This is a genomic window from Candidatus Binatia bacterium (assembly GCA_035631035.1).
Lineage (GTDB): Bacteria > Eisenbacteria > RBG-16-71-46 > SZUA-252 > SZUA-252 > DASQJL01.
Genome location: DASQJL010000052.1, coordinates 1 through 11,932, shown reverse-complemented (window position 1 = coordinate 11,932; position 11,932 = coordinate 1). Strand labels below are relative to the sequence as shown.

Genomic DNA, 11,932 nt, shown 5'->3' with positions numbered 1-11,932 from the left:
CGTGTGGGTATGTCACGGTGGAGGGGGGTTTGGGACCTGAATGTCACATGTCCCGCGCGCCGCAGCGCGCGGAACTCCCAGCGTGGGGAGCGCGTTGGCGGCGGTATCGAAGGACTGAGGTAGAGGCGGTCGGGAGGGGCTAGTAGATTTGCTTCAACAGCCGAATCAAATGCCGCCGGGTGATCCCCAGCTCCAGGGCCGCGCGGCTGCGGTTGCCGCCGTTCCGGGAGAGGGCGGCCAGGATCTCCTCGCGCTTCAGGAGGTCCACCTTGCTCCGGAGGCCGCGGGTCGCGTGGGTCTCGGCCGCGGGGGAGCCGCCCGGATGCAGGAGCTTCACCAGCATCCCGCGGTCCACCAGCTCCTGGCGGCCCGCGCAGAGGAAGATCGACTCCACCTTGTGCTTCAGCTCGCGGATGTTGCCCAGCCACGGCAGCGAGATCAGGTATTCGAGCGCGTCCTCGGAGAGCACCACCTGGCGCCCCTCGCGCACGGCCAGCTCGTCCAGGAAGGAGCGGATCAGGAGCGCGATGTCCTCGCGCCGCTCGCGGAGCGGCGGCAGCGACAGGACCACCTGCCCCAGCCGGTAGTAGAGGTCGGCCCGGAACCAGCCCGCCTTGACGGCGGCGTCGAGGTCCTTGTTGGTGGCGGAGATGATCCGGACGTTGAGCCGCCGCGACCGCACCTCGCCCAGGCGCCGGTAGGTGCCGTCGTCCAATACCTGTAAGAGCTTCACCTGCGTGCGCTCGGTGAGCTCCCCGATCTCGTTCAGGAAGATCGTCCCGCCATCGGCTTCCTCGAAGATGCCCCGCTTGGTGATTGCGGCGCCGGTGAACGCGCCCCGCACGTAGCCGAAGAGCTCGCTCTCAACCAGGTCGCCGGGAAGGCTGGTGCAGTTCACCTCGACGAAAGGCCGTCCGCGCTCGACTTCGTAGGAGCGGAACATGTACGCGAAGAGGTTCTTGCCCGCGCCCGTCTCGCCCTGGATGAGCACGCGGGCCGGCGTGGAGAGAAGCTCCGACGCCTTCCGCGAGAGCTCGAGGATGCGCGCGTTCTGGGTCACGATGCCGTGCGAGCGCGCGATCTCCTGCGCCTGCGACGAGCCGGTCCCGGCTTCGCGGCGCGCGGCGCGCGGCGTCGTGAGCCACGACGGAGCGTTGAGGTCGCGCAGCAGGCCCTCCGCGGCGCGAAGGGAATCGTCGATGCCGAGCTGCTCGAACAGGTACATCGCCTTGAACGCGAAGTTCTGGGCCTCGCGCATCCGGTCGGCGTCGCCCCGGGTCGGCATGCGGCGGGACTGGTCCAGGTAGGCGCGCGCCAGCTCGAAGCGCTCGTGGATCCCTTCGAGGATCCGGATCGACTCCTTCGCTTCGGCGGCGGCTTCGGGAGCGCGTCCGGCCAGGGTCTGGACGGCGGCGATCACGCGCCGGGCGGCGCCCTCTTCCAGCAGGTCTTTCAGCTTCGACGCGCGGTCCCGCGCGTCCTCGGCGGCCTCGAGGGCCTCCGGCAGGTCGCCGCGCAGCGCGAGCGCCTCGGCGCGATGGCGCTGCAGCTCGTGGACCATGTCCCCTTCCGGCGCGATCTCCCGCGCCATCGCGAGGGCCTGGTCGTAGAGCGCGAGGGCCTCTTCGGTCTCGCCCATCTCCTGCTTCATCTCGCCGCGGCTGAAGAGGCAGAGGATCTGCTCGCGCGAAGCGCCGAGCCGCGACGTGATCTGCGTCGCCGCCTCGATGTGCGCGGCGGCGGCGGCGAAATCGTGCCGGAAGATGTCGATGGTGGCGAGGCCGATGCGCGTGCGCGCCACGCCCGACTCGCGCCCGATCTGCACGTAGGAGGTGAGCGCGCGGTCGAAGTGCGCCCGCGCCTCGTCCCACGATCCGGCCTTCAGGTAGACGATGCCGAGGTTCGCGCAGGAGACGGCGATGTAGGCGAAGTTGCCGAGGCGCGTGGCCAGCTCCATGGAGCGGAGCAGGTGCCAGCTCGCCTGGCGCCAGTCCGAGAGGTGGCGGTACAGGATGCCCAGGTTGTTGTGGGCGCGCACCACGCCCTCTTCGTCGTTCAGGTCCCAGCGGAAGAGGTGGAGCGCGGCCTCGTAGTACTCCTTGGCCTGGTCCAGATTGCCGAGCCGGAAGTGGATCCGGCCGAAACAGTTGTAGGAGTGGGCGAGCGGAGCCAGGAGGCCACGCTCCTTGAAGTAGGTGTGCGCCTGCTCGCAGGCCCGGAACGCCTCGTCGTATTCGGAGCGCTCGATCAGGGCCCGGGCGCTCTGCAGCGCGATGCGGGCCGTCAGCTCGGGCTGCGCGGGGCCGGTGACGCGCGCGCGGGCCCGCGCGAGATAGCGGAGGGCGGCGGTGGAGTCGCCCTTCTCGATCAGGGTCTGCGCGGCCTTCATCTCGAGGGTGGCGATCCGCGCCGTGTCCAGCCCGAGGGCTTCGGCGGAGCGGATGCACTCTTCGAGATTCTGCAGCGCCGGGAGGTAGCTGTCGGCGCGCAGGAAGATCTCCGCCAGATCCTCGAGCGACTGGAGATGCCGCTCGGGATCGTGCGTGAGACGCGCGTTCGAAACCGCCTCTTCCCGCTCGCGAATCAGCTCAGCCGTGGTTCGGTCCACGTCCTGCCTCTGCGTTCGACCTGCGCCGGACTAGAACCGGGTCGCGAAGGTCCGGAATACGCTGACGAAGATCTGCCAACGCTGGAGCGCGGTGAGCCTGGTGGTCGCCCGGCGCGTGCCGATCGTCGCCGCGTCCGACGAGGCCGTTCCGAAGGTCGTGACGTAAGCACTCTTCGGCGGCGTCGAAGGCGGAGGCGAATCGGGCGGCTTCAGCGTCTCGTCAGGCGAGCCGCCGGCCCACGCGATCGTGGGTGTGAGCGCGCTCCCCGTGTTCCGGTCGAAACGGAGCGTCGGGAGCGAGATCAGCGTGAGAAGCGCGAGCACGAGGACGGCGAGTCTGAGAATCCGCGGCAGGAGGAGGCCCATATCCGCATCACCTTCCGCTAAGGCCAATCAAGGGAGGCCGCTCCACCACTGGCGACCCCGCACACCGAAGGGGGTGAGGAACCCCCTATACGGGGAAGAGGATAGCAGAGGGCTCGGGTGGAGACAACGCGTGGAAACTATTTTTTCAGTTTCGGACCCGGAACCCGGTCATCCCCCTCCCTCCGGGTGATCCCCAGCCGGTCCAGGTGCTCGAGGAGAGGGACGGCGTACTTCCGTGAAATCTGCAGGTAGCCCTTGAAGTCCCCCATGCCCAGCCGCGGATTCCGGGCGAAGTGGGCCGCGATCCGGCGCTCGATCTCCTCCCACTGCGACCGGGTATAAACCAATTCGGAGGTTACTTTTACGGCGCGGCCTGACTCGATCATGTGCCGCACCAGCTCGGCGGGCCGGCTCTCCCGGGGCACCCCGCGGAGCACCTCGCTCAGGTCGGGCGGCTGAAACCCCTGTCCGGCCAGACGCTGCTCGATCCGCTCGAGAACCTGGCGGTCGGCCTCGCTCAGGGAGGGTCCCGCGCCGGGAGGGAGGAGCCGGTCCCCCCGGAGCTCCACCGTCCCCGAGGCGAGGAGGGAGGCGAGGGCCTCGTCGAACACCCCGCCGTCGAGGCCGCGGGAAAGGAGGCTCTTCAGCTCCCCCTTCGGCACCCCGGCCCGCAGCGGATGCTCCTCGGCGTACTGGCGAACCCGGGTCTGGATGAGGGCGCGCGCCTGCTCCCACGCATCGGCAAAGAGCGCCCGTCCCCCCTTCAGCCGGACCAGCGCCTTGCCGCCCGCGGCGGCCGCGGCGATCTCCTCGGGCGCGGCCCCCAGGCGCAGCGCCGCCTCCTCCTCGCGCATGCCGGCCATCCCCGACTCGCGAGCCAGCCAGAGCACCTTCTCGGCGAGGCTTCCCGACTCCAGCGTTTTCAGCCGCTCCCGATCGTCGCCGCCGAGCCTGGACCGGCGCGGCGGCGCGGGGTCGATCACCACGGCCCCGGCGACGGTCACGGCCGGCGAATAGGAGCGCAGCACGAGCCGGTCCCCGGGCGCGGCGACGACCGGATGCTCCAGCCGGAGCTGCGCGTAGGCGCTCGCGCCCGGCTCGAGCGTCTCCGCTTCGAGCAGGACGGCGCGCCCGAGCACCTCGCTCGCGCCGAGATGGATCCGCAGGCGCGCGCGCGTCGCGAGCGCCCGGTCCCGCTGGTCTCCCGGAAGCATCGTGAGCCGCACGTCGAGCGCGGCGGCCGCGCGGTAGCGATCCTGCGCGACCAGCCATTCGCCGCGCTCGATCTCCTCGCGCCCGGCGCCGTGGAGGGCGACCGCGGTGCGCTGCCCCGCCGTCGCGGCCGGGACCTCGGCGTCGTGCACCTCGACCCGCCGCACCCGCACGGAACGGGCGGAAGGCAGGATCTGCAGCGAATCGCCCGCGCGGATCGTCCCGCTCCAGAGCGTGCCGGTCACCACCGTGCCGATCCCCTCGATCGAGAAGACGCGGTCGATCGGAAGGCGCGCGGGGCGGTCCGTCTCGCGCGCGCCGGCGGCCGCGGCGGCGGCGCGATCGAGCGCTTCCAGGAGCGGGGCGACGCCCTCGCCGGTGATGGCCGAGACGGGAAGGACCGGCGCCCCCTCGAGCCCGGTGCCGCGAAGGAGCTCCAGCACCTCATCGCGCGCGCGGGCGAGGCGCTCGGGCGGGGCGAGGTCCGACTTGGTGAGGGCGACGACCCCGCGGCGGATGCCGAGGAGGTCCACGATGGCGAGGTGCTCCTGCGTCTGCGGCTTCACCCCCTCGTCGGCGGCCACCACGAGGAGCGCGACGTCGATCCCGGTCGCACCCGCGAGCATGTTCTTCACGAAGCGCTCGTGGCCGGGGACGTCCACGATCCCCACCCGCGCGCCTGAGGGAAGGACGAGGTGCGCGAAGCCGAGATCGATCGAGATGCCGCGCTCCTTCTCCTCCTTCAGCCGGTCGGTGTCGATGCCGGTGAGGCGGCGGACGAGCGCGGTCTTGCCATGGTCGATGTGCCCCGCGGTGCCGAGGATGACGTGGCGCACGGGGCCGGGCCGGGGAGTGCCGGGCGCGTCAGGCCCGGACGCGGCGGATGTCCGCCCCGAGCCGTCCCAGCTTCTCCTCGAGCCGCTCGTAGCCGCGGTCGAGGTGGTAGACGCGCGAGACCTTGGTCTCGCCGCCCGCCACGAGGCCGGCCAGGATCAGCGCCGCGGAGGCGCGGAGGTCGGTGGCCATGACCGGAGCGCCCGAGAGCGACTCCACGCCGTGCACCAGCGCGCGGTTTCCGTCCACGCGGATGTCGGCGCCCAGGCGCTGCAGCTCGGCCACGTGCGTGAAGCGGTCGCGGTAGATGGTGTCCACCAGCGTGCTCACGCCGTTCCCCACGGAGAGGAGCGCCATGAACTGCGCCTGCATGTCGGTCGGGAAGCCGGGGTAGGGCGCGGTCGTGACCGAGAGGGCTTCGGGGCGCTCGGGAGCGCGCACGCGCGCCGAGCGGTCGCCGCGCTCCACGGAGCAGCCGGCGGTCTCGAACTTGGAGAGGACGGAGCCCAGGTGCGAGGGGTCGATGTTCGTGACCTCGACGTCGCCGCCGGTGATCGCGGCGGCGGCGAGCAGCGTGCCGGCCTCGATCCGGTCGGGAATCATCGCGGTGTCGGCGGGGTGCAGCTCGGGCACGCCGCGCACGGTGAGGGTCGGCGATCCGATCCCTTCGATCCTGGCACCCATGGCGTTCAGGAAGTCGGCGAGCGCCGTGATCTCCGGCTCGCAGGCCGCGTTCTCGACGACCGTGTCGCCCGAAGCGGTCGCGGCAGCCATCAGGATGTTCCCGGTCGCGCCCACGCTGGAGATGTCGAAGGAGATGTTCGACCCGCGGAGCCGCTCCGAGCGCGCCACGATGTAGCCGTGCTCGATCGCCACGTCGGCGCCGAGCGCCTCCATGCCGCGGATGTGCAGGTCCACCGGACGCGGCCCCCAGGCGCAGCCGCCCGGCAGCGAAACGCGCGCCTCGCCATAGCGGGCGAGGAGCGGGCCGAGCACGTAGATCGACGCGCGCATCGTCTTCACCAGCTCGTAGGGCGCCTCGGCGTTCACCTGGCTGCGGGTGTCCACCTCGACGGCGCTCGGACCGGTGCGGCGGCTCTTCACGCCGAAGCGTCCGAGCATCTCGAGCATGGTCGCCACGTCCTTGAGCGCGGGGACGTTGGTGAAGCGATAGACGCCGGGCGCCAAAAGTGCGGCGGCCAGCACCGGAAGCGTGGCGTTCTTGGAGCCGCTCACCGCCACGGAGCCCGACAGCCGCTTGCCGCCGCGAACCCAGATCTCGTCCATTCCCGTCGCCGTCCCCTTCGTCGCTTTCGTGTCGGCCGCCGCTTTCGCTTCCATCGCTATCGCCTCCGCGTTCCCAGGAGCACCCGCGGCCTCCCCGCCAGATCCGGCAGGACGCGCATCTCCTCGAGATGCGGCCGCATCAGTTCCTGGGAATCATCGGCCTGATCGGCCGCGATCTCCAGCGCGACCAGCCCTCCCGGGCGCAGCCAGAGCGGAATGCCGCGGGCCAGGTCGCGCAGCGCGTCGAGCCCGTCGGGTCCCCCGTCCAGCGCCTCGATCGGGTCGTGGTCCCGAACCTCGGGCATCAGCCCCGGGATCTCCCCCGAGCGGACGTACGGCGGGTTCGATACGACCAGGTCGTAGTCATGTCCCGGGACCCGAAGGGTCCCGGCATCTCGAAAGTTCCCTTCGACAACCCGCAAGCGTCCGGCAACCCCGTTCCGGGCCGCATTCTTCTTCGCCAGGCGCACCGCCTGGGGGGAGCGGTCCACGGCCTCGCCGGTCCACTCGGGAAGGGCGTGCAGGATCGCGATCGCGATCGCGCCCGTTCCGGAGCCCAGCTCGAGGAGGCGGCCCCGGTCGGCATGGAGCGCGCGAAGGACGGCCTCGACCAGCCCCTCCGTCTCGGGCCGCGGCAGGAAGACGCCGGGCTCGAGATCGAGCGTCGCGGAGCAGAAGGGCGTGGTCCCGAGGAGGAGCTGGAGCGGCTCGCGCGCGCTCCGCCGCTCGGCGAGCGCGGTCAGGTCCTCCGCTTCCTCCTCGGTCAGCGGCGCGTTCGGCTCGGTCCAGAGGTCGGCGCGGGAGACCTGCAGCGCGCGGAGCAGGATGGCCTCGGCGTCGTGCTCGGGGGAATCGATCCCGGCCCGCTCGAACCGCCGCGTGAGCGACGCGAGCGCCTCGGCGCGGGTGGTGCCCGCGCGGCGCGCCGTCTTTCCGGCGCGCGAAAGACGGATCCCCGCCCTCACGCGCCCGCTCCGGCGCGGGGCGACGGGCCGTTCCCCTCGGCCGAGGAGGCGAGGCGCTCGGCCTGCTCGGCGGCGAAGAGGGCGTCGGTCAGCTCGTTCAGGTCCCCCTCCATCACGTCCTGCAGCCGGTAGAGCGTGAGCCCGATGCGGTGGTCGGTCACGCGTCCCTGCGGGAAGTTGTAGGTGCGGATCTTGGCGCTCCGGTCCCCGGAGGAGACCTGCGACTTGCGCGAGGCGGCGACCTTCTTCTCCTGCTCCTGGATCTCCAGGTCGAGCAGCCGCGCGCGGAGCACCTTGAGCGCTTTCGCCTTGTTCTTGAGCTGCGAGCGCTCGTCCTGGCACTGCACGACGATCCCCGTCGGAAGGTGCCGGATGCGCACCGCCGAATCGGCGGTGTTCACGCTCTGGCCGCCGGGGCCCGAGCTCCGGAAGACGTCGATCTGGAGATCCTGCGGCTTCAGCTCCACGTCCACCTCTTCCGCCTCCGGGAGCACCGCCACGGTCACCGCCGAGGTGTGGATCCGCCCGCTGGCTTCGGTCTCGGGCACGCGCTGCACGCGGTGGACCCCGCTCTCGTACTTGAAGCGACGGTAGACCCGCTCGCCCGTGATGAGAAGCGAGACTTCCTTGATGCCTCCCCCGCCCGACTGGCTGATCGACAGCACCTCGACCCTCCAGCCGTGGCGCTCGGCGTACTTGGTGTACATCCGGAGCACCTCGCCCGCGAAGAGCGCCGCCTCGTCGCCGCCCGTGCCGGCCCGGATCTCGACGATCACGTTCTTCTGGTCGAGCGGATCGGGGGGGAGCAACAGCCGCGGCAGCTCCGCCTCGATCTGCTCCTTCTCGACGGTCAGCTCGTCGATCTCGGCCCGGGCCATCGCCGTCAGCTCGGGATCCTTCTCGGAGCGCAGCAGCGCCGAGTCGTCGTGAATCCGCTCCAGCACCTTGTCGTAGCGCCGGATCGCCTGGATCAGCGGATCGAGCGCGCTCCGCTCCTTGCTCACCCGCTTGAGCTCGGAGGGATTGGAGTGCACGGCCGGATCCTCGAGGAGCCTCGTCAGCTCGTCAAAGCGGGCTTTCGCCTTTTCCAGGGCTTCGCGCATGGGGCGGGAGGGAGCTAGAGGACCGCGCGGAGCGCGGCGATCGCCACTTCGAGCATGTCGCGCGACGGCTCGCGCGTCGTCAGGCGCTGGAGCTGGAGCCCCGGCTCGCTGATCCACCGGACCCAGGCCTTCTCGCCGTGGGCGCCCGCGAAGCGGATGATCTCGAAGGAGATCCCGGCGATCACCGGAATCAGTCCGAAGCGCAGGAGCCGCGCGCCGATGGTGTCCGGACGACCGAGGAAGGCGAACACGATGAAGGAAACCAGCACGACGAGGAACAGGAACGACGTGCCGCACCGAGGGTGGAAGCGGCTCTGCTTTGAGGCGTTCTCGGGCGTGAGCTCCAGCCCCGACTCGAGATTGTGGATCGTCTTGTGCTCGGCGCCGTGGTACTGGAAGACGCGCTGCATCTCCCCCCAGAAGCCGATCCCCACGATGTAGATCAGGAAGAAGACGAGCCGGATGAACCCGTCGATGAGGTTGAAGACGAACGGATCGCGGACCCCGGTGCGCTCGGTCAGGAAGAGCGGGAGCCAGAAGAAGAACCCGAAGCCCACCGCGAAGGAGATGAGGACCGTGAACCCCATCCCCAGTCCGAGCGTGCCGAAGCGGCGCGCCTCCTTGGGCTTCGCCTCATCCTCCTTGACGGCGGCCTCCGCCGAGAAGGCGAGGGCCTCGACGCCGATCCGGAGCGACTCGACGAGGACCACCGCGCCGCGCACGATGGGGAGGCTGAGCAGGGGAAGGCGGCGCGAGAGCGAGCGGTACTCGCGCGATTTCACCTCGACGGAGCCGTCCGCGAGGCGCACGGCGGTCGCCACCCGCTGGGGCGACCGCATCATCACGCCTTCGATGACGGCCTGACCGCCGATGGGAGCGTAGCGATCGGGCATAGAGACGCTGGCCGGGGCCGCGCCGGGCTACTTGGCGGCCGGCGTCGATTCCGCCGGCGGCGCTTCGCTCTTGATGCCGTACTTCCGGCGGAAGCGCTCGATCCGTCCGGCCGTGTCGACCAGCTTCTGCTTCCCCGTGAAGAACGGGTGGCAGTTGCTGCAGATTTCGACGTGCACGACCTCTTTGACGGTCGCGCGCGTTTCGATCACGTTGCCGCAGACGCAGACGATCTTGGTGTTGTAGTAGCCGGGATGAACGTTCTTCTTCATGGTCTCTTCGCCTCACTCCCCCCCTGAGCGGGGATCAGCCGGAACGGCCGGTTCTAGGTGTTCATCATCGCGAGGAACTTCTTGTTCGTCTTGGTCTGGCTCATCTTGCCGATCAAGAACTCCATCGCTTCCATCGGGTTCAGCTCGTTCAGGAACTTGCGCAGGATCCAGACCTTGTTCAGCTCTTCCTGCGTCATGAGCAGCTCTTCCTTGCGCGTGCCCGACCGGTTGATGTCGATCGCCGGGAAGACGCGCTTGTCGGCGAGCTTGCGGTCGAGGATCACTTCCATGTTCCCGGTGCCCTTGAACTCCTCGAAGATGACGTCGTCCATGCGGCTTCCGGTCTCGATCAGGGCCGTGGCCATGATCGTCAGGCTCCCGCCGTTTTCGATGTTGCGAGCCGCTCCGAAGAATCGCTTCGGCTTCTGCAGCGCGTTCGCGTCCACGCCGCCCGAGAGGATCTTGCCCGAGTGGGGCACGACCGTGTTGTGCGCCCGGGCGAGCCGCGTGATCGAGTCGAGAAGGATCACGACGTCGCGATTGTGCTCGACCAGGCGCTTCGCCTTCTCGATCACCATGTCCGCGACCTGAACGTGACGCTCGGCGGGCTCGTCGAACGTGGACGAGACCACCTCGCCCTTGACCGAGCGCTCCATGTCGGTGACTTCCTCGGGACGCTCGTCGATGAGGAGCACGATGAGCATCACCTCGGGATGGTTCTCCGTGATCGAGTTCGCGATCTTCTGGAGGAGAACCGTCTTTCCGGCGCGCGGCGGCGAGACGATCAGCCCGCGCTGCCCTTTCCCGATCGGCGTCAGCAGATCCATGATCCGCGTCGACATGTCGTCCGCCTTGGCCTCCAGCCTCAGCTTTTCCTGAGGGTAGAGCGGGGTCAGATTGTCGAAGAGGATCTTGTCCTTCGCCACCTCGGGCGGCTCGAAGTTGACGGCCTCGACGCGCAGGAGCGCGAAGTAGCGCTCGCCGTCCTTGGGCGGCCGCACCTGGCCCGACACCGTGTCGCCGGTGCGCAGGTCGAAGCGCTTGATCTGCGAGGGCGAGACGTAGATGTCGTCGGGACCCGGCAGATAGTTGTAGTCCGGGGACCGGAGGAATCCGTATCCCTCGGAGAGGATCTCCAAAACCCCCTCGGCGAAGATCAGTCCGTTCTTCTCGGTCTGCCCCTCGAGGATCTTGAAGATCAGCTCCTGCTTCCGCAGTCCGCTGGTTCCTTGGATGCCGAGCGAATGCGCGAGTTCCATGAGCTCGGCGATGGTCCGGCCCTTGAGCTGGAGAATGTCGAGCCCCTTCGGCGAGACGGCCTGAGGGCCGTTCCCGGTTGCGGCGGCGGGCGGTGCTTCGGTCTGCTGTTCCATTGGCGCGCGAGGCTCCTCGGTCGTCGTTTCAGCTTCAGCGGGCGGCTCGGGGCCGCGACGCCGTACGGTGGATGATGCTGTCGTGGTTGGGCGGGACATGGCGTTTGTCTGCCGGGTGGCAGGCCTCAACGGGGGCCCTCGAACATGAACTGTGATGACACGATGGGTTCGATGGATTCCAGTGGCTTGGCGCGGGATCGCGATCTGCGACCCGGTTTCGGGGGGGACAGGCGAAGGGCTTCGATGCGCTCCTGCCCCGGCAAAAACCCCGGGTTGGTTCTACGGCGAGGACTCTACCCAACCCGCGGCGCCACTGTCAAGCGATATCGGACCGCCGCGCGACCCGACCCGCTGCGTCAAGCCGCGGCGATCGCGCGCCGCGGCCGTGTGTCGTTCGGTGTGTCGTTCAGGACTTGGAAGGCGGGAACGTCGCCTGGGAAAGCAGCTGTCCGTCCATGAAGGTGATCACCTTCCCCTTGCTCCAGTAGAACCAGCTCTCCAGCGCCTTGTCCCCATCCTGGAACGTCCGCACTTCCTCGGGATAGCCGTCGGAGGTGACCGTCTTCTTGAGCTGATGCTTGGGGCCAAGACGGATATCGGCAGAGTCGACCCACTTCTTGAGGTCGCCTCCGGTCCGCGCCTTGCCCTCGCTAAGCGCCTTGTAGATCGAGTATTCGGCGACCGACTCGGACTGCTTGTTCAGCTTGTTCAGCGAGTAGAAGAGGAACTGGTGGACGGTCGCGTCCTTGGGATCGACGGCGAGAGCGCGCTTCAGATCGGTCACCGCGCCGTTGAAGTCGTTCGCCTGGAACTTGGTCTGGCCCGACAGGGAGAGGAGATCCTTGCTGTTCGGGAACTCGGTCGTCGCCTCGTCGAGCAGCTTGGCGGCGTCGGCGAACCGCCCCTGATTCGCCAGGATCACCGACATGTTGTAGTAGGCGTTCTCGCGCATCGAGGCCGTGACGGAATCCTTCGGCGCGTCGCGGAGGAGCTCCCGATAGGCGACCACGGTGCTGTCGAG

General features: G+C 69.3%; 10 protein-coding genes. All 10 read right to left on the bottom strand.

Annotation, left to right across the window (positions count from 1 at the left end; genetic code table 11):
• Window positions 1-139: 139 nt before the first annotated feature.
• Window positions 140-2,608 carry a sigma 54-interacting transcriptional regulator gene (locus VE326_04950; GenBank protein ID HYJ32546.1) on the bottom strand — a complete coding sequence of 823 codons (2,469 nt, stop codon included), beginning with the start codon at window positions 2,606-2,608 and terminating at the stop codon, window positions 140-142.
• A gap of 30 nt (window positions 2,609-2,638) precedes the next feature.
• Window positions 2,639-2,974, bottom strand: a complete 336-nt coding sequence (locus VE326_04945) for a hypothetical protein (protein HYJ32545.1) — start codon at window positions 2,972-2,974, stop codon at window positions 2,639-2,641.
• A 137-nt stretch (window positions 2,975-3,111) separates the two neighbouring features.
• Window positions 3,112-5,022: a selenocysteine-specific translation elongation factor gene (selB, locus tag VE326_04940; protein ID HYJ32544.1), complete on the bottom strand. Its 1,911-nt coding sequence runs from the start codon at window positions 5,020-5,022 to the stop codon at window positions 3,112-3,114.
• A gap of 28 nt (window positions 5,023-5,050) precedes the next feature.
• Window positions 5,051-6,307 (bottom strand): UDP-N-acetylglucosamine 1-carboxyvinyltransferase, encoded by a 1,257-nt coding sequence (gene murA, locus VE326_04935; protein ID HYJ32543.1) that lies wholly within the window; start codon window positions 6,305-6,307, stop codon window positions 5,051-5,053.
• Between the two features lie 56 nt (window positions 6,308-6,363).
• On the bottom strand, window positions 6,364-7,272 hold the full coding sequence (gene prmC / locus VE326_04930; protein HYJ32542.1) for a peptide chain release factor N(5)-glutamine methyltransferase: 909 nt from the start codon (window positions 7,270-7,272) through the stop codon (window positions 6,364-6,366).
• Window positions 7,269-8,375, bottom strand: coding sequence for a peptide chain release factor 1 (gene prfA / locus VE326_04925; protein HYJ32541.1), 1,107 nt, complete (start codon window positions 8,373-8,375; stop codon window positions 7,269-7,271). The genes prmC and prfA overlap by 4 nt, the downstream gene beginning before the upstream one ends.
• 14 nt (window positions 8,376-8,389) lie before the next feature.
• Window positions 8,390-9,268 carry a DUF1385 domain-containing protein gene (locus VE326_04920; GenBank protein HYJ32540.1) on the bottom strand — a complete coding sequence of 293 codons (879 nt, stop codon included), beginning with the start codon at window positions 9,266-9,268 and terminating at the stop codon, window positions 8,390-8,392.
• Between the two features lie 27 nt (window positions 9,269-9,295).
• Entirely contained in the window at window positions 9,296-9,538 is a 243-nt protein-coding gene (gene rpmE / locus VE326_04915) for a 50S ribosomal protein L31 (protein ID HYJ32539.1), read from the bottom strand.
• 53 nt (window positions 9,539-9,591) lie between these two features.
• On the bottom strand, window positions 9,592-10,911 hold the full coding sequence (gene rho / locus VE326_04910; GenBank protein ID HYJ32538.1) for a transcription termination factor Rho: 1,320 nt from the start codon (window positions 10,909-10,911) through the stop codon (window positions 9,592-9,594).
• 406 nt (window positions 10,912-11,317) lie between these two features.
• Window positions 11,318-11,932 (bottom strand): tetratricopeptide repeat protein (locus tag VE326_04905; protein ID HYJ32537.1); only part of this gene is annotated, 615 nt, incomplete at its 5' end.